At 48.4% G+C, this 17,323-nt stretch carries 16 protein-coding genes; 15 read left to right on the plus strand and 1 reads right to left on the minus strand.

Features of this window, described 5'->3' with window-relative positions:
• Positions 1-121 precede the first annotated feature (121 nt).
• From coaBC to spoVM, 12 genes are all read left to right on the plus strand, one after another.
• Complete coding sequence (gene coaBC / locus V1499_RS09125) at positions 122-1,330, plus strand: bifunctional phosphopantothenoylcysteine decarboxylase/phosphopantothenate--cysteine ligase CoaBC (RefSeq protein ID WP_409275601.1); 1,209 nt, start codon at positions 122-124, stop codon at positions 1,328-1,330.
• Complete coding sequence (gene priA / locus V1499_RS09130) at positions 1,327-3,741, plus strand: primosomal protein N' (protein WP_409275603.1); 2,415 nt, start codon at positions 1,327-1,329, stop codon at positions 3,739-3,741. The genes coaBC and priA overlap by 4 nt, the downstream gene beginning before the upstream one ends.
• 213 nt (positions 3,742-3,954) lie before the next feature.
• Positions 3,955-4,440, plus strand: coding sequence for a peptide deformylase (gene def, locus V1499_RS09135; protein WP_409275605.1), 486 nt, complete (start codon positions 3,955-3,957; stop codon positions 4,438-4,440).
• The gene (gene fmt, locus V1499_RS09140) at positions 4,437-5,381 is read left to right on the plus strand and encodes a methionyl-tRNA formyltransferase (protein ID WP_409275607.1); all 945 of its coding nucleotides are present in this window, start codon (positions 4,437-4,439) and stop codon (positions 5,379-5,381) included. Before def ends, fmt begins: the two co-directional genes overlap by 4 nt.
• Positions 5,382-5,441: 60 nt before the next feature.
• Positions 5,442-6,791, plus strand: coding sequence for a 16S rRNA (cytosine(967)-C(5))-methyltransferase RsmB (rsmB, locus tag V1499_RS09145; RefSeq protein ID WP_409276265.1), 1,350 nt, complete (start codon positions 5,442-5,444; stop codon positions 6,789-6,791).
• A gap of 3 nt (positions 6,792-6,794) precedes the next feature.
• Complete coding sequence (rlmN, locus tag V1499_RS09150) at positions 6,795-7,889, plus strand: 23S rRNA (adenine(2503)-C(2))-methyltransferase RlmN (protein ID WP_409275608.1); 1,095 nt, start codon at positions 6,795-6,797, stop codon at positions 7,887-7,889.
• Positions 7,890-8,642, plus strand: a complete 753-nt coding sequence (locus tag V1499_RS09155) for a Stp1/IreP family PP2C-type Ser/Thr phosphatase (RefSeq protein WP_409275610.1) — start codon at positions 7,890-7,892, stop codon at positions 8,640-8,642.
• The gene (gene pknB, locus V1499_RS09160) at positions 8,643-10,607 is read left to right on the plus strand and encodes a Stk1 family PASTA domain-containing Ser/Thr kinase (protein WP_409275612.1); all 1,965 of its coding nucleotides are present in this window, start codon (positions 8,643-8,645) and stop codon (positions 10,605-10,607) included.
• Positions 10,608-10,687: 80 nt separating this feature from the next.
• Positions 10,688-11,569 (plus strand): ribosome small subunit-dependent GTPase A, encoded by an 882-nt coding sequence (gene rsgA, locus V1499_RS09165; RefSeq protein WP_409275614.1) that lies wholly within the window; start codon positions 10,688-10,690, stop codon positions 11,567-11,569.
• Between the two features lie 2 nt (positions 11,570-11,571).
• Positions 11,572-12,216 carry a ribulose-phosphate 3-epimerase gene (gene rpe, locus V1499_RS09170; RefSeq protein WP_409275616.1) on the plus strand — a complete coding sequence of 215 codons (645 nt, stop codon included), beginning with the start codon at positions 11,572-11,574 and terminating at the stop codon, positions 12,214-12,216.
• Between the two features lie 105 nt (positions 12,217-12,321).
• Entirely contained in the window at positions 12,322-12,969 is a 648-nt protein-coding gene (locus tag V1499_RS09175; RefSeq protein WP_409275618.1) for a thiamine diphosphokinase, read from the plus strand.
• Positions 12,970-13,069: 100 nt separating this feature from the next.
• A complete protein-coding gene (spoVM, locus tag V1499_RS09180; protein ID WP_048824436.1) occupies positions 13,070-13,153 on the plus strand; it encodes a stage V sporulation protein SpoVM in 84 nt (27 codons plus the stop codon).
• Between the two features lie 415 nt (positions 13,154-13,568).
• Here the strand turns inward: spoVM and rpmB are convergent, their stop codons facing one another.
• Complete coding sequence (rpmB, locus tag V1499_RS09185; RefSeq protein WP_316568474.1) at positions 13,569-13,757, minus strand: 50S ribosomal protein L28; 189 nt, start codon at positions 13,755-13,757, stop codon at positions 13,569-13,571.
• Between the two features lie 296 nt (positions 13,758-14,053).
• On the opposite strand from rpmB, the gene V1499_RS09190 reads away from it, so the two are divergent.
• The 3 genes from V1499_RS09190 to sdaAB all read left to right on the plus strand — a co-directional run bounded on the left by V1499_RS09190 (position 14,054) and on the right by sdaAB (position 17,315).
• Complete coding sequence (locus V1499_RS09190; RefSeq protein ID WP_316568475.1) at positions 14,054-14,416, plus strand: Asp23/Gls24 family envelope stress response protein; 363 nt, start codon at positions 14,054-14,056, stop codon at positions 14,414-14,416.
• 22 nt (positions 14,417-14,438) lie between these two features.
• The gene (locus tag V1499_RS09195) at positions 14,439-16,109 is read left to right on the plus strand and encodes a DAK2 domain-containing protein (protein ID WP_409276266.1); all 1,671 of its coding nucleotides are present in this window, start codon (positions 14,439-14,441) and stop codon (positions 16,107-16,109) included.
• A 543-nt stretch (positions 16,110-16,652) separates the two neighbouring features.
• The gene (gene sdaAB, locus V1499_RS09200; RefSeq protein WP_409275620.1) at positions 16,653-17,315 is read left to right on the plus strand and encodes an L-serine ammonia-lyase, iron-sulfur-dependent subunit beta; all 663 of its coding nucleotides are present in this window, start codon (positions 16,653-16,655) and stop codon (positions 17,313-17,315) included.
• The last annotated feature ends 8 nt before the right edge of the window (positions 17,316-17,323 follow it).

Below are 17,323 nucleotides of genomic sequence, written 5' to 3' on the forward strand. Positions count from 1 at the left end.
ATGTTTGTGTATCCGAGCTCTATCATTTTTTGATATAATAGGAACGAGTGTTCTTGTTTTGAGAATCATCCAATGAGGATGTTTTTGAATCTAATGTCAGTAGAGGCGGAGGGAATGGCAAATGCTTGAAGGAAAGAAAATCCTGCTATGTGTCACCGGAGGGATTGCGGTATACAAAGCTGCCGCGCTTACGAGCAAGCTTGTCCAGGCAGGGGCCCTGGTTAAAGTAATCATGAGCGAGTCAGCAACAAAATTTGTCGCGCCATTGACATTCCAGGCTTTGTCGCGGAATGATGTTTTTACCGATACGTTTGATGAAAAAATTCCAGGCGCCATTGCGCATATCGAGCTTGCGGATTGGCCGGATTTGGTGATTTGCGCCCCTGCCACCGCAAATACCATCGGGAAGCTTGCTGCCGGGATTGCCGACAACATGGTTACAACCACCCTCCTTGCTTCCAAAGCACCCGTCTGGGTGGCCCCCGCAATGAATGTCCATATGTATGGGCACCCTGCGGTTATTAGGAATATTGAAACGCTCCATCAATTCGGCTACAGGTTCATCGAACCGAGCGAAGGCTTCCTTGCCTGTGGATATGTCGGCAAAGGCCGGCTTGAAGAACCTGAAAAGATTGTGGAACTCGCTGCGGGTTTCTTCAGAGAGGAAAAAGGAATACTGGCAGGGAGGACGGTCCTCGTCACAGCGGGCCCGACACGGGAAAGGATCGACCCGGTCCGATTCATATCGAATGACTCGAGCGGAAAAATGGGCTATGCGATTGCCGAGGAAGCCATCCGCGAAGGAGCGAAAGTAATTCTTATATCCGGGCCGGTAGGAATCGAGCCGCCGAAAGATGCCCTTATCGTACGGGTCGAAAGCGCCGAGGAAATGTACGAAGCGGCGCTCCGCCATTTTGAAGAAGCTGATATTGTCATTAAATCAGCCGCGGTATCCGATTACCGCCCGAAAACAGCCTATGCGCATAAAGTTAAAAAACAGCCTGGAAATGAAACAATCGAGCTTGAAAGGACCAAGGATATCCTGATGGAACTTGGAAAAAGAAAAACCAGCCAGGTACTCGTAGGCTTCGCGGCTGAAACAAACAATGTGGAAGAATACGCAACACGAAAGCTTGTTTCGAAAAACGCGGATATCATCGTTGCAAATGATGTCACGGCTAGCGGCGCGGGTTTTGGAACCGATACGAATATCGTGACATTGTTCATGCGGGACGGTTCAATTGAAAGCCTTCCACTCATGACGAAGCACGAAGTGGCAAAAAGGATTTTAAAGGAAGCTTCCATCCTGGCAGAGGGGGCGGTTAAATGAATATTGCGAGTGTTATCGTTGATGTGCCGGCGAAACAAACGGACAAGCCATTTGATTATAAAATCCCCGATAAATGGGCAGGTACGATTGTCCCCGGCATGAGGGTCATCGTTCCCTTTGGGCCAAGAAAGGTACAGGGCTTCGTAATTGGGCTAAAGGACCATTCGGAGTTCGATAGCCTAAGAGAAATCCAGGAACCAATGGATTTGGTTCCTGTTTTAAACAACGAACTCCTCGCACTTGGAAACTGGCTGACAGATAAAACCCTCAGCTTTAAAATATCCGCCTTTCAGGCAATGCTGCCAGCAGCCTTGAAAGCAAAATACAATAAGAAAGTTAAGCTCGCCCAGGGAGCAAGCATAGAGGAACTTCCGGAAAGCCTCCGCCATTATTTTGAAGGCGGCAAGGCAATTGGATGGGAAGATGCCGTAAAGGGCGGGCTTGTTCCCGTCCTGCAGAAAGAAGCGGCGGCCGGGACCGTCGAAGTCCTTTACGAAGTGCGGGAACGGCTCGGCAAAAAGCATATCAAATATATCTTTCCCCTTCTTCCGGCTGGACAGTTAAAGGAAGAGTCCGATGAATTATCCAGAAGGGCGCCGAAGCAAAAGGAATTGATCGATTATTTCATAAACAATCCCGAGCCGGTTGAGACAAGGAAACTGTCCGCTGATCTCGGTTATTCGGCATCAGCGATAAAGGCCCTCATCGACAAGGGGTTCCTTGGCGAAAAAGAGTTCGAGGTTTACCGGGATCCATATGAAGACAGGGATTTTCCAAAAACCGCTCATCTTGAGCTTACACCTAGCCAAATAGCCGCCATTTCACCGGTTAAGGCCGCGATTTCGGAAGTGCGCCATGAAGTCTTCCTGCTGTATGGAGTAACTGGCAGCGGAAAAACGGAAATCTATTTGCAATCAATTCAGGATGTGATTCAAAAAGGCAAGGAAGCGATCGTCCTTGTACCGGAAATCGCCCTAACCCCCCAAATGGTCGAGCGGTTTAAAGGAAGGTTTGGGGCCGAAGTTGCCGTCCTTCACAGCGGACTCTCCGCAGGTGAAAAATACGATGAATGGCGTAAAATCCAGCGCCGCGAAGTTAAGGTGGCCGTCGGAGCTCGGTCGGCGATATTCGCCCCATTTGAAAACCTTGGAATCATCATTATTGATGAAGAACATGAGACAAGTTACAAACAAGAGGAAATGCCTCGCTACCATGCAAGGGAAGTGGCAATTGAGAGGGGGAAGAGGCATAATTGCCCGATTATTCTCGGTAGCGCGACCCCTTCGCTTGAGTCGTTCGCCCGTGCGCAAAAAGGCGTATATTCCCTGCTGGCGCTGCCGGACAGGATGAACAACCAGCCGATGCCAGAGGTCGAAATTGTGGACATGAGGGAAGAAATGCGTTCCGGGAACCGGTCAATGTTTTCGAGGAAGCTTTTTGAAAAAATTGAAGACCGGATTGAAAAAAAGGAACAGATTGTTTTGTTCCTCAATAAGCGCGGCCACTCCTCTTTTGTTATGTGCAGGGACTGCGGCTATGTCATGGGATGCCCTCATTGCGATATTTCACTGACATACCACCGAAAAAATGAGCAGATGAAATGCCATTACTGCGGATATGAAACCCACGTCCCCCTTCAATGCCCGGAATGCCTGAGCGAACACATCCGCTACTTCGGAACAGGGACGCAAAAGGTCGAAGAGGAATTGGGCAAGCTCCTCCCCCATGCCCGCGTCGTAAGGATGGATATGGACACAACCGGCAGGAAAGGGTCCCATGAAAAGCTTCTGAAGGAATTTTCGGAAGGGCGTGCCGATATCCTTCTCGGCACGCAAATGATTGCCAAGGGCCTGGATTTTCCAAATATCACGCTTGTAGGCGTCCTCTCCGCGGATACGATGCTTCACATACCGGACTTCCGCTCAGCGGAAAAAACGTTCCAGCTCCTGACCCAGGTTAGCGGGAGGGCAGGCCGCCATGAGCTTCCCGGCGAGGTCGTCATCCAGACATACACCCCAGAGCATTATAGCATCGAGCTCGCAGGCAGTCAGAATTACGACCTTTTTTACCAAAGGGAAATGATGGCGAGAAAGGTCCATAAATACCCGCCATTTTATTACCTCGCCCTAGTAACGGTAAGCCATGGCCAGCTGATGAAGGCGGTCACAGTCACGGAGCAAATCACCGCGTTCATAAGGGCGAGGGTTTCAGAGGACGCTGTCGTGCTCGGTCCGGTGGCATCCCCAATTCCGAGGATCAATGACCGGTACCGGTATCAGTGCCTCATAAAATACAAACGTGAGCCATCCCTCCCCGAAAACCTGAAGCATGTCATTGACAGGTTTCAGAAAGAGGAAGGGGCCGGGGGCCTGCAGGTGTCCGTCGACATCAATCCATACTTGTTGATGTAATCGGGGCATCTCTCCCGACCCTCCACGGCATGGGAAAAACGGGATTATCAGGGCTTTTTTTTGGTAAAAGTATTATTAAGGTGGTTCTTCACCATTAGTGCTCGTATATGATTAAAGTGCTTAACTTATATGTTGATTGGAGCCGAAATCAAAAATTTAACCAAAACCACTTTTTGTGGTGAAGAACTATTAACGTAATTGGAGGAACAATCTTTGGCAATTCGCAAACTAGTGTACTATCCGGCAGAAATCCTGGAGCAGCCCTGCAGCGAAATCGGCAAGTTTGATAAAAAGCTCGGGAAGCTGCTTGATGATATGTATGAAACTATGATTGAATTCGATGGCGTGGGCCTAGCCGCCCCGCAAATTGGGCAGCCTGTCCGCGTTGCCATTGTCGATGTCGATGATGAATCTGGAACGATTGAAATGGTAAACCCCAAAATTCTCTCCTCTTCGGGGGAACAAACGGGTGCGGAGGGATGCTTGAGCTTTCCAGGCATTTATGGGGAGGTTACCCGGCCAAACCGTGTCAAAATCGAGGCACAGGACCGGAAGGGGAAACCCTATACCCTTGAGGCGGAAGGGTTCCTCGCCAGAGCCATCCAACATGAAATCGACCACCTTGATGGGGTCCTGTTCACGGCGAAGGTGACACGCTATCTGGAAGAAGATGAACTTGAGGGAGTTGAGAATGAATGACAAAAATAGTTTTTATGGGAACTCCCGATTTTTCGGTACCGGTCCTAAGGCGATTGATAGAGGACGGCCATGAAGTAATCGCGGTTGTAACCCAGCCTGACAGGCCTGTTGGCAGGAAAAGGGTATTAACTCCGCCTCCGGTAAAAGTGGAGGCCGAAAAGCATGGGATACCGGTCCTTCAGCCCGAAAAAATCAGGTTGAAGGAGGAGTACGAAAAAATTATCGGCCTGAATCCCGATCTGATTGTCACCGCGGCATTCGGGCAGATTTTGCCCAAGGAGCTCCTTGACGCGCCAAAATATGGCTGCATCAACGTCCACGCTTCTTTGCTTCCGGAGCTGCGCGGGGGAGCCCCTATTCATTATGCGATAATCCAGGGGAAGAAAAAAACCGGGATCACCATTATGTATATGGTTGAAAAGCTCGATGCTGGTGATATCCTCACCCAGGTGGAGGTTCCAATAACCGAATCCGATACGGTTGGAACGCTTCATGACAAATTGAGCAAAGCGGGTGCTGAGCTATTATCCGAGACGATGCCGATGCTCCTTAGTGGCCAATTGGAGCCAATCAAACAGAATGAGGATAAAGCGACGTTCGCATTTAATATTAAAAGGGAAGAAGAACGGATTGACTGGGCCAAAACGGGGGAAGACATTTACAACCAAATCAGGGGGATGAACCCATGGCCGGTTGCATATACGACGCTTGACGGTACAGTTGTAAAGCTGTGGGCCGCCGAAAAAGTTTCGGTAAAGGGAAAAACGGAGCCAGGAGAAATTGTTCGATTGGAAGAGGATGGCTTAACGGTTGGAACCGGGAACGGAACCGGAGTAAAGATTACAATGCTGCAGCCTTCAGGGAAAAAGCCGATGGTTGCCGGCCAATTTTTACGCGGTGCCGGAGCAAAACTGCAGGCTGGCCAAAAATTCGGCGAATAACACCGGTGCTTTCCGGGTTGGACTGAAAGGAGAGAAGGGCGCGCTTTATTGCCCGTAAAAATGGCGGCAAAAAGGAAAAATGTGCGGGAGACAGCTTTGGATCTTCTGGAAGCAATCGAAAAACAACAGGCATACAGCAATTTGCTCCTGCACCATACGATTGAGAAAAACCAGCTTCCCCAAAAGGATATTGGCCTTTTGACGGAGCTTACATACGGAACCCTTCAAAGGAGCATGACACTTGATTATTATCTGGCGCCTTTTTTGAAAAATCCGAAGAAAATCGAACGCTGGGTCATCCACCTTTTAAAGGTTACCGTATACCAAATGGTCTATCTCGACAAAATACCGGACAGGGCCGCTATATTTGAAGCAGTTGAAATCGCGAAAAACCGGGGGCACAAAGGAATTGCCTCGATGGTAAACGGGGTATTGAGAAGTATCCAGAGGGAAGGAATCCCTTCCCTTGAACAAATCGGGGACCGTTCAAAAAGGCTTGCCATTGAAACAAGCCATCCGGAATGGCTCGTCAAAAGGTGGATCAGCCAATTCGGATTTGAAAAGACGAAGGAAATGTGCGAAATCAATTTGACTGCCCCGCTTCAAACAGGAAGAGTCAATCTCTCCAAAATTTCACGGGCCAATTGTGTTGCGCTTTTGGAAGAGGAAGGGTTTATGGTGGAAGAAAGCCCTGTCATCCCTGAGGCTGTCAGGTCCCTGAAGGGAAATCTCGCATCGTCCAAAGCATTCAGGGAGGGGTTTTTGACAATACAAGACGAAAGTTCCATGCTTGCCGCGTACGCGCTTGGCGCGGAGCGGAGTGAAAACGTCCTTGATGCATGCGCCGCGCCCGGAGGGAAAAGCACTCATATTGCTGAAAAAATGGCGGGAACAGGGCAAGTTGTTTCGCTAGACCTTCATGAGCATAAAGTGAAGCTGATTCAGGAAAATGCCCAAAGGCTTGAGTTGCCGAATATTGAAGCGATGGCACTTGACAGCCGCAACGCCCAAAGCAGGTTCGAACCTGAATCTTTTGACCGGATCCTTCTCGACGCCCCATGTTCGGGCCTGGGCGTCATGCGGAGAAAACCCGATATGAAATACACGAAAAAAGAGGAAGACCTTGGCCGGCTCGAAAAAATCCAGCAGCAACTCCTCGATTCGGTTGCCCCGCTGTTAAAAAAAGGTGGAATTCTTGTCTATAGTACGTGTACAGTAGATAAAGGAGAAAACCACCGCAGTGTAACGGAATTCCTGAAAAGGCATCCCGAGTATGAACCAGATGGCGGGCTCGCTGACAGGATGCCTGATGCGGTCCGCCCGTTGGTCAGTGGAAGCGAACTTCAGATCATGCCACAGGACTTCGGGTCTGATGGGTTTTATATTGCAAGTCTACGAAAGAAGGTGTAACGGATGGAACCAAACAATACAGCAAAGAAAACAAATTCCGAAGAACAGCAGAAACCGTCCATTTACTCGCTCCAGCTTCACGAATTGAAGGATTGGCTAACCACGCAAGGGGAAAAGCCGTTCAGGGCCGAGCAGATTTTTGAATGGCTTTATAATAAGAGGGCTGTTTCCTTTGAAGAAATGAGCAATCTTTCTAAAAGCCTCCGGGAAAAACTGGAGGACAATTTCAATCTAACAACCCTCACGACAGCTATCCAGCAAACATCGGCTGATGGGACCATCAAATTTCTTTTCGAACTGCATGATGGCTATTCGATTGAAACGGTGCTTATGCGCCATGATTACGGGAATTCGGTTTGCGTTACAACGCAGGTTGGCTGCCGAATTGGCTGCACGTTTTGCGCATCCACACTTGGCGGCCTGAAACGGCACCTTGAAGCAGGAGAGATTGTGGCCCAGGTCGTTAAAGTCCAAAAGGCGCTCGACGAAACGAATGAGCGGGTGAGCTCTGTCGTAATAATGGGAATTGGCGAGCCGTTCGACAACTATGACAATATGCTTTCCTTCCTGAAAATCATCAACCATGACAAAGGGCTGAATATAGGAGCACGACACATCACCGTCTCAACAAGCGGAATCATCCCGAAGATATACCAATTTGCGGATGAGAACATGCAGATTAATTTCGCCATTTCCCTCCATGCCCCCAATACGGAGTTAAGAAGCAGGCTAATGCCGATAAACAAGGCTTACAAACTTGATGACTTAATGAAAGCTGTAAGGTATTATATCGATAAGACAGGGAGAAGGATTAGTTTTGAATATGGCTTGTTCGGGAAGGTGAACGACCAAATCGAACACGCCGAAGAGCTTGCCAACCTTTTAAAAGGGCTAAAATGCCACGTAAACCTTATCCCAGTCAATTACGTTCCGGAACGGGATTATGTAAGAACTCCGAAAGACCAGATTTTTGCGTTTGAAAAAGCCCTTAAAAATAGGGGAATCAATGTAACCATCAGGCGAGAGCAGGGGCATGACATCGATGCGGCATGCGGACAGCTGCGGGCTAAAGCCCGTGAGGAGGAGTTGAAAAGCTAGATGAGAGCGGTCTATATGACTGACCAGGGGAAAATTAGAAGCCATAACGAGGATAACGGGGGAATTTTCGTGAATGGCGATGGCTACCGCCTGGCCATCGTAGCGGATGGCATGGGCGGCCACCGCGCCGGGGATGTTGCCAGCGGGATTGCGTTAACGGAGTTGAAAAATTTTTGGGAGAATTCAAGAGGGATTAAGGTTCCCGACCAGGCTGAGCGATGGCTGAAGGAGCACATCGGCCTTGTTAACGGGGTAATTTTCAGGCATGCCCGCGCAAACAAGGCGTGTGATGGTATGGGGACGACCATCGTCGCAGCCATCATGCTTGAGGATTCCGCCACAATCGCCAATATTGGCGACAGCCGCTGCTATATTCTCAATGAATCTGGTTTCAGAAAAATAACGGAGGACCATTCCCTTGTAAATGAATTGCTTCGCTCCGGGCAAATTTCAAGGGAGGATGCTGAAAACCATCCGCGAAAAAATGTCCTGCTTAGGGCGCTTGGCACGGAGGAAAAAGTCGAGATGGATGTCAGCACCATCATGTTTGAAGAAGGCGACGCGATTTTGCTTTGTTCCGATGGCCTTTCCAATAAGGTAAGTGAAAACGAAATGGCGGAGGTCCTTTCAAGCGGGGATTCGCTTGAAGAAAAAGCCTCCAGGCTGATTTCCCTTGCCAATGAATACGGTGGAGAAGACAATATCACCTTGGCGATTGTCGAGTTTGCCGGAGTCAGCGAGGGTGATAGTTAAATGATGATTGGAAAACGCGTTAGCGGGCGCTATAAGATTCTTGATGCTATAGGCGGCGGAGGGATGGCAAACGTTTACCTCGCACATGATATGATCCTGGACAGGAATGTCGCCGTCAAGATGCTCCGCCTTGATTTTGCCAACGACGAGGAATTCATCCGGAGATTCCACCGGGAAGCACAGTCGGCGACCAGTCTCGCCCACCCCAACATTGTCAACATTTACGATGTCGGCGAGGAAGAAGACCTCTATTATATCGTTATGGAATACGTGGATGGGCAGACCCTGAAGCAATACATACAACAATTTTCCCCGCTCAGGGTGGAAGCGGCCATCGAGATTATGAAACAGCTGACCTCGGCGATTGCCCACGCCCATCAGAATCACATCGTCCATAGGGATATAAAGCCACAGAACATACTGGTTGACAGGCAGGGGAATGTTAAGGTAACCGATTTTGGCATTGCGATGGCCCTCAGTTCGACAAGCATTACACAAACCAATTCGGTCATGGGTTCCGTCCATTATTTGTCTCCTGAACAAGCGAGAGGCGGTATGGCAAATAAAAAGTCGGATATCTATTCACTCGGAATCGTAATGTTCGAGCTGCTGACCGGCAGGCTTCCGTTTTTTGGGGAGTCGGCGGTTTCTATTGCTCTGAAGCACCTCCAATCTGAAACCCCTTCGGTTCGGAGATGGAATCCAGACATTCCGCAAAGCGTGGAAAACATTGTTTTAAAGGCAACCGCCAAAGACCCTTTCCTTCGCTACGACAGTGTTGAGGAAATGGAAGACGACCTGCGTACTTCCCTTTACCCGGAAAGGATCAACGAGCCAAAATTTGTCATACCCCAAGACAATGAAGTGACAAAAGTGATTCCGATTATTACCGCGGATCAGCATCTGAAAAACCTGGATGAAACAATCGTCCATGCTCAGGAAAAGGAGAGCGCGGTGGAATCCACCGGGCAGCAGGAAAAAGTAGAGAAGAAACGGAAAAAATGGCCGATCATCCTTGTGTCCACATTCGTGGCACTTGTGCTCTTGGGAATAATGACGATAACCGTCTTTCCGGCAATTTTCGGGGCAAAAGATGTAGAAATCCCGGATGTTCGCGGGGGAACCCTCAACAATGCCATATCCGATTTAAAAGACGCTGGGTTTGCAATCGGTGAAACGAGGGAAATACCTGATGATCTCGTTCAGCAAGGGCTCGTGGTAAAAACCGACCCGCCTGGCGGACATACGGCCAAGGAGGGGGCGAGGATTGATCTTTTTGTCAGCTCCGGGAAAGAAAGGTACGAACTGTCTGATTACACAGGAAGGCCTTTCAAGGAAGTGGAACAGCTTCTTAAAAAAGAAAAATTCAAGATTGTCCCTCCTATCGAGGAGCATGATGAAAGCGATCCAGGAACAATCCTTAAACAGAGCGAACCAAAAGGGAAACTTGTAGTTCCAGAGGAAACCGAGATGGAGTTCGTTATTAGCAAGGGGCCCGAAAAAATTACACTCCGCGATTTACGGGAGTATAATGAAAAAAGCCTTGCCGATTACGCGGAGTCGACTGGATTGAAGGTGAAGATGGCTGAGCCGGTCTATGATGAAACGATAGAAAAAGGGCTTGTTGTCTCGCAAACACCTCCTGCCGGATCTGAACTTTACCGAGGGGATACGGTCACTGTCGTACTTTCAAAAGGGAAGGAAGAAATCTTGCCCAAAAAGATCCGGAGGGAAATTACCCTTGAATATGATCCGGAAGTACCCGGCCAGCCGCAGGAGTACCAGGTTTATATTGATGATGCTGTCCATACAATGACGGAACCGGCTGAAACAGGCGCGATTACATCCACCGAAACAATTGTTATCGAACTCCAGGTGCCGTACGGTAAAAAAGCAGGCTACCAAGTCATCCTCGACAACAGGGTCATCGATAATTACACTGTATCCTATGAAGATGCCGAATAGTTTGCGGCGGGCAGGAGGGTTTTTTTACAGCCTTCAGCCCGCCTGCTCTTGGAGAAAACGATAAATCAAGGAGTGTGTATATGCCTGAAGGGAAAATCATTAAGGCATTAAGCGGTTTTTATTATGTTGTCCACAATGGAACGGTTACCCAATGCAGGGGGAGGGGCGTTTTCCGGAAAAACAAAATCACGCCTCTTGTCGGGGATGATGTTGTTTTCCAGGCAGAGAATCAACAGGAAGGGTACATCCTCGAGGTCAAAGACCGGAAAAACGAGCTTATCAGGCCTCCGATCGCTAATGTTGACCGGGCGTTCCTCGTCTTTTCCGCTGTTGAACCGACATTCAGCCCGGTCCTTCTCGACCGTTTTCTCGTTCTCGTCGAGTACAACCATATTGAACCAATCATTTGCGTTACGAAAACCGATCTTGTGACCGAAACTGAACTAAAAGAGATAGAACGTTATGCATCGGACTATCGGTCCGCGGGTTATGAAGTCATCCTCGTTTCTTCGGAAACAGAGACGGGAATCGAGCAGCTTTTTCCCCATCTGGACGGAAAAATTTCCGTTTTCGCGGGTCAATCGGGGGTCGGTAAATCATCACTTCTGAATGTACTCCGCCCTGGGCTCGAGCTTAAAACGAGTGGCATTTCAAGCCACCTGGGCAGGGGGCGGCATACAACTCGCCATGTTGAGCTGATTGAGATCGGGGAAGGTCTTGTAGCAGATACACCTGGCTTCAGCTCGCTGGAATTCCAGGAAATCGAAGCTAGCGAACTCGGTTCGTGTTTTCCGGAAATTTCACGGACCGCCGAAAACTGCAAATTCAGGGGCTGCCTCCATGTAAAGGAGCCAAAATGTGCGGTAAAGGCCGGGGTTGAGGAAGGCGCTATCCCCCAGTACCGCTATGAAAATTATTTAGATTTTTTACAGGAAATTAAAGACAGAAAGCCGAGGTATTAGTTATGGTCAAAATTGCACCTTCAATCCTCTCAGCTGATTTTTCAAGGCTTGGCGAGGAAATTAAAGATGTCGAGCGTGGGGGAGCAGACTACATCCATGTTGATGTAATGGACGGTCACTTTGTTCCGAATATTACAATCGGTCCGCTGATTGTCGAGGCAATCCGCCCGGTAACGGACCTTCCGCTCGACGTGCACCTTATGATTGAAAACCCAGACCAATACATTGAGGCGTTTGCGAAAGCGGGAGCGGACTACATAACGGTCCATGTTGAAGCGAGCCGCCATCTTCATAGGACAATCCACCTAATTAAAAGCTTTGGCATCAAAGCTGGCGTAGTCCTTAACCCGGCGACACCCGTTGAGTCGATCAAGCATATAATTGAAGATGTCGACATGGTCTTGCTTATGACTGTTAATCCGGGGTTTGGGGGACAAAAATTCATTCAAGGAGTCCTGCCGAAAATCCGTCAAGTTAAAGCGATGGCTTTGGCGGCCGGCAAGGAACTTGAAATTGAAGTTGACGGCGGTGTTAATGCCGAAACCGCCAAGCTATGCATTGAAGCCGGTGCGACTGTCCTTGTTGCCGGGTCGGCGGTGTACGGGCAGGTAGACAGGGCAAAAGCAATTGCCGACATCCGCGGTTAACTAGTTCGAAATTATAGCCAGCTTTTATGCTGGTTTTTTTCTTTGATACGCATTGCTGAAGGGAAATTTTAAAACGCTGCTTTGAAAGTCGGAGGAGGTGCTCATTTGATTATTAATATTGTAGGAGGCGGCCCTAGGGCATACATTCCTCCGCTTCGGGAATATGACGAAGGCCAAACGAGATGGATAGGGGTCGATGGTGGCACGGCGGTGTTGCTGGAAAACAGTATTATGCCTGATGCCGCATTCGGGGATTTCGATTCTGTCACGAAAGAAGAATTGGCGGAATTTGAAGCGGCTATTCCCGATCTAAAAAAGTACAAGCCCGAAAAAGATGAAACGGACATGGAGCTTGCCCTTTCCTGGGCGATTGGACAAAAACCGGACATCATCCGTATTTTCGGCGCTACTGGTGGGCGAATTGACCATTTCCTTGCCAATATCCAGCTGCTTGAAAAATACGCCTTAGAAAAGCAGCCCTGTGAAATCATCCTAATCGATTGTTTGAATAGTGTTTCCATGAAGGTACCGGGACTCTATCAAATTGAAAAAGAGAGCGGCAAAAAATATATTTCCTTCCTTCCTGGCTCACAGAATGTAGAAGGCTTGACATTGCATGGGTTCAAATATCCACTGGAAAACCGATATGTTCCTAAAGGTTCCACACTTTGTGTCAGCAATGAACTAATTGAGGAAACCGGTACTTTTTCATTTTCTGAAGGCATATTAATAGTCATAAGGAGCAATGACTAATCTGTTCTCCGGTTTAATGTACTTATTTATAATGAGCGGAATATCCTAAATAAGAGTACAGGTAAAGATTGAGCCGTGTGAAAAGGTGAGGAGGGGCACTATGAAATTTTATACGATCAAACTGCCAAGATTCCTGGGTGGGCTTGTCCGGGCGATGATTGGGATGTTTAGAAAAGGCGAATGAGGAATATGGATGTTACAGCACCCTTGTAAAAGGGTGTTTTTCCTTTTTAGTACCATTATTAAAAATTAGCAAATAACAAAATGCGTAAGCGCCGTGGTCAGCCCCGACAAGCATAAGACGGGGCCCGCAGGACACTGAATGGCATCCCTGAATTCGCCCACGCACGAAGGAAATGCGGGCATTTCCGAGGACGGGCCTGCCCTCCGGAGGGAACCGGCTTAAGACCTCGAGGGGCTAGGACGCTCCTCGAAAAAGCTATCGCTTTTTCTTCGTGCGAGGATTATGCTTCCGTAGCTTACTCTTGTGGAGCTGAATTACAATAACTTATTTCGAGTTATCCACAAGGTTCCATCTTAAAATTTCGTAGACAAAAACAAAAAACAGGCACCAAATGGATGCCTGTCCCTGAACAGCATTATACGCGTTCTACTTTGCCGGATTTGAGCGCCCTTGCGGATACCCAAACACGTTTTGGCTTTCCGTCTACAAGAATGCGGACCTTTTGTAGGTTGGCGCCCCATGTACGCCTGTTAGCGTTCATAGCGTGAGAACGGTGGTTGCCAGTTGTAGTTTTCTTGCCTGTGATAACACATTTGCGTGGCATATTGTTTCCCTCCTTAACATGCATAAGCGAGTACTTTTCTATTGCATTTTCGCCAAGTCCGGTTTCGTCCGGAGCGGGGAAAAGGAATCTGTCCCCGTTTCTAAAAGATACTTTAATAATTTATCATACAACGATACTGATTGCAATAGATGAAACGAAAGCTTTCAAGAAAAAAACCTTGACATCAAACAGATGTTGATGCTGTATAATAAGCATGGCAGTATAACTTTCAAAATAGGCTGGACTATAGTAAAATGGCTTTAGCAAATGAGCAATTACCAAAAGGGGGAACGTTCATGTCCATCGAAATGAAGACGAAGTTCGGGCAAATCGATATTTCAAACGAAGTAATCGCGACCATTTCAGGCGGCGCGGCGGTTGACTGCTATGGGATCGTAGGGATGGCTTCGAAGAACCAAATCAGGGACGGACTCACTGAAATCCTCAGGAAGGAAAATTTCACGCGGGGTGTGATTGTCCGTCAGGAAGAAAGCCAAGTGCATATTGATATGTACATTATCGTCAGCTACGGAACGAAAATTTCCGAGGTTGCCCACAACGTGCAATCGAAAGTAAAATATACCCTTGAAAAAACGGTTGGCTTAACGGTTGACTCGGTAAATATTTACGTCCAGGGAGTTCGTGTAACGAACCCGTAGTGAGGAGGAAGCATCAGTGTCAATGAAAGCGTTAAACGGTATACAATTTGCGGAAATGGTTATTCAGGGTGCCAACCACCTTGCAGCGAATGCGAAGCTGGTTGACTCCCTGAATGTTTTTCCCGTGCCGGATGGCGATACCGGAACGAATATGAACTTGTCAATGACATCCGGGGCGAAGGAAGTCAAAAATAATGTCCAGGAACATATCGGCAAGGTCGGAACAGCACTTTCTAAAGGTTTGTTAATGGGTGCCCGCGGAAATTCCGGAGTCATCCTATCACAGCTGTTCAGGGGATTTTCCAAAGCAATCGAAACAAAATCGTCCATCAGCGGAAAAGAATTCGCCGCAGCGTTAGAAACGGGGGTCGAAACGGCCTACAAGGCTGTTATGAAGCCTGTTGAAGGAACAATCCTGACAGTGGCAAAAGACTCCGCGCGAAAGGGTGTCCAAGCTTCAAAATCAACTGATGATATCATTCAAATTATGGAAGCGGTACTTGCGGAATCAAAAGCATCCCTGAAGCGGACGCCGGACCTTCTTCCTGTCCTAAAGGAAGTAGGGGTAGTGGACAGTGGCGGCCAGGGCCTTGTTTTTGTCTACGAGGGATTCCTTGCCGAGCTTAAAGGCGAGAAGCTCCCAGATTCCCCTGAAGCGTTGCCATCGATGAATGAACTCGTCAATGCCGAGCACCATAGGAGCGTCCAGTCCCATATGAACACGGAGGACATCGAATTCGGGTATTGCACTGAATTTATGGTGAAATTCGAGGCGGACAAGCTGGCAGCCAAGCCGTTCAAAGAAGATGCATTCCGCCGTGACCTCAGCCAATATGGCGATTCGCTCCTAGTCATTGCCGATGAGGATGTGGTAAAGGTACATATCCATTCCGAGCAACCCGGTACAGTTCTGAGCTATGGACAGCGATACGGGAGCCTAATCAATATCAAGATAGAAAACATGCGCCAACAGCATTCGAATATTATTGGTGAAACACACACGCCGCTAGTTACCGAGAACGCACCAAAAGAGCGCCGGGAATATGGGATCGTTACCGTATCCATGGGATCCGGTATTGCCGAATTATTCAGGAGCATCGGTGCCCATTCCGTCATTGAAGGCGGCCAGACGATGAATCCGAGCACCGAGGATATCGTAAAGGCGATTGAGGAAGTCAATGCGGAGAAGGTATTCATCCTACCTAACAATAAAAATATCATAATGGCAGCCCAGCAGGCCGCGGAAGTAACAGGTTCAAAGGCGGTTGTCATCCAGTCAAAGACTGTGCCGCAAGGACTTTCGGCGTTGCTCGCGTTTAATCCGGGAGCCGATATGGGAACAAACGAATCTGCGATGTCTGAGGCGATGCGGCATGTCAAGACAGGCCAGATTACCTTCGCGGTCCGGGATACGAACATTGACGGGCTCGATATCGAAAAAGGCGACTTCATGGGCATCAACGAAGGGAAAATTATTGTAAAAAGCAAAGAAAAAGTCGCTGCGGCCCAGGAGCTGCTTGCGAAAATGCTTGATGATGAATCTGAAATCCTGACTATCCTTCAAGGCGAGGACGTTACAGAAGAAGAAACCGCAGTAATCGCTTCGTTTGTCGAGGACAATTTCGGGGATGTCGAAATTGAAATCCATAATGGCGAGCAGCCGCTGTATCCGTTCATTTTTGCAATCGAATAGCCGATTTTACGAAAAAGGCATTCTGCCAATACTGGCGAATGCCTTTTCTTCATTTCCCAGTTAGGCCACAAGGAAAAGAATTTGTCAAAATACAAAACAATTCGTTAAAATAAAGTGAACCTTCCATCAGCGGTGGGTTTCCGCTGATGGTTAGTCCCGTTCTACTGCCGCTAATTCTCCGCTAAGGCGGAGATTAAACGGCAGTACGAACCCGATTGGTTCAACTAAGCCGCTAAAAGGCGAGCGGCTAGTTTCACTGTAGCTCACCAATCGGACCTTTAGGGACAGTTGCCCCAAGGGGCTTACTGTCCCTTAAGAGTGGGATAAAGTGAACCTTCCATCAGTGGCGGTCTTCCGCTGAGGGTTAGTCCCGTTCTACTGCCGCCAATTCTCCGCTAAGGAGGAGATTAAACGGCAGTACGAACCCGATTGGTTCAACTAGGTGCTTTAAAGCGAAGGGGCATTTTCACTGTAGCCCGCCAACGGGTTACATCACGGCTTTTAAATAAACGGGTTCGGCCCGAGCTGATAAGGGGAATGGAGATGAAATATAAAAGTGTATTTGATATAATCGGCCCGGTCATGATAGGGCCATCAAGTTCACATACTGCTGGCGCGGCGAGGATTGGCCGTGTTGCCAGGAGCCTGTTTGGCAGGGAGCCGAAATGGGTGAATATTTCACTCTATGGCTCTTTTGCAAAAACATACCGCGGCCATGGCACCGATGTAGCGCTAATTGGCGGTTTGCTAGACTTTGATACGGATGATCCGAGGATTATCCAGGCGATAGACCTTGCGGAGGAAAAGGGGATCAAACTGAGATTCATAGAGGAAGACGCCTTAACTGATCACCCGAATACAGCCAGGATTATTATAGGTGACGACAAGGGCGAGCTTGAACTTGTCGGCATTTCGATCGGCGGAGGGAAAATTGAGATTACCGAACTCAACGGCTTCGAATTGAAGCTTTCAGGGCATCATCCGGCCATTCTCGTAGTCCATAATGATAGGTTCGGCGCGATAGCCAATGTTGCCAATGTCCTGGCCAGCCATCAGATTAACATCGGCCATATGGAGGTTTCCAGGAAAGAAAAGGGAAAGATGGCACTAATGACAATCGAAGTTGACCATAATATTGGGCAACCTATCCTTGATGAAATTGAAAAGCTTCCAAATATCCTAAAAGTAACAAAAATTGTCGATTAGATAAAAAG

Source organism: Neobacillus oceani (assembly GCF_046237595.1).
Taxonomy (GTDB): domain Bacteria; phylum Bacillota; class Bacilli; order Bacillales; family Cytobacillaceae; genus Bacillus_D; species Bacillus_D oceani.

Coding starts and splice junctions, on each gene's coding strand:
- coaBC (WP_409275601.1), top strand. CDS start 122: ATGCTTGAAGGAAAGAAAATCCTGCTATGTGTCACCGGAGGGATTGCG.
- priA (WP_409275603.1), top strand. CDS start 1,327: ATGAATATTGCGAGTGTTATCGTTGATGTGCCGGCGAAACAAACGGAC.
- fmt (WP_409275607.1), top strand. CDS start 4,437: ATGACAAAAATAGTTTTTATGGGAACTCCCGATTTTTCGGTACCGGTC.
- rsmB (WP_409276265.1), top strand. CDS start 5,442: ATGGCGGCAAAAAGGAAAAATGTGCGGGAGACAGCTTTGGATCTTCTG.
- rlmN (WP_409275608.1), top strand. CDS start 6,795: ATGGAACCAAACAATACAGCAAAGAAAACAAATTCCGAAGAACAGCAG.
- V1499_RS09155 (WP_409275610.1), top strand. CDS start 7,890: ATGAGAGCGGTCTATATGACTGACCAGGGGAAAATTAGAAGCCATAAC.
- pknB (WP_409275612.1), top strand. CDS start 8,643: ATGATGATTGGAAAACGCGTTAGCGGGCGCTATAAGATTCTTGATGCT.
- rsgA (WP_409275614.1), top strand. CDS start 10,688: ATGCCTGAAGGGAAAATCATTAAGGCATTAAGCGGTTTTTATTATGTT.
- rpe (WP_409275616.1), top strand. CDS start 11,572: ATGGTCAAAATTGCACCTTCAATCCTCTCAGCTGATTTTTCAAGGCTT.
- spoVM (WP_048824436.1), top strand. CDS start 13,070: ATGAAATTTTATACGATCAAACTGCCAAGATTCCTGGGTGGGCTTGTC.
- rpmB (WP_316568474.1), bottom strand. CDS start 13,757: ATGCCACGCAAATGTGTTATCACAGGCAAGAAAACTACAACTGGCAAC.
- V1499_RS09190 (WP_316568475.1), top strand. CDS start 14,054: ATGTCCATCGAAATGAAGACGAAGTTCGGGCAAATCGATATTTCAAAC.
- V1499_RS09195 (WP_409276266.1), top strand. CDS start 14,439: ATGAAAGCGTTAAACGGTATACAATTTGCGGAAATGGTTATTCAGGGT.
- sdaAB (WP_409275620.1), top strand. CDS start 16,653: ATGAAATATAAAAGTGTATTTGATATAATCGGCCCGGTCATGATAGGG.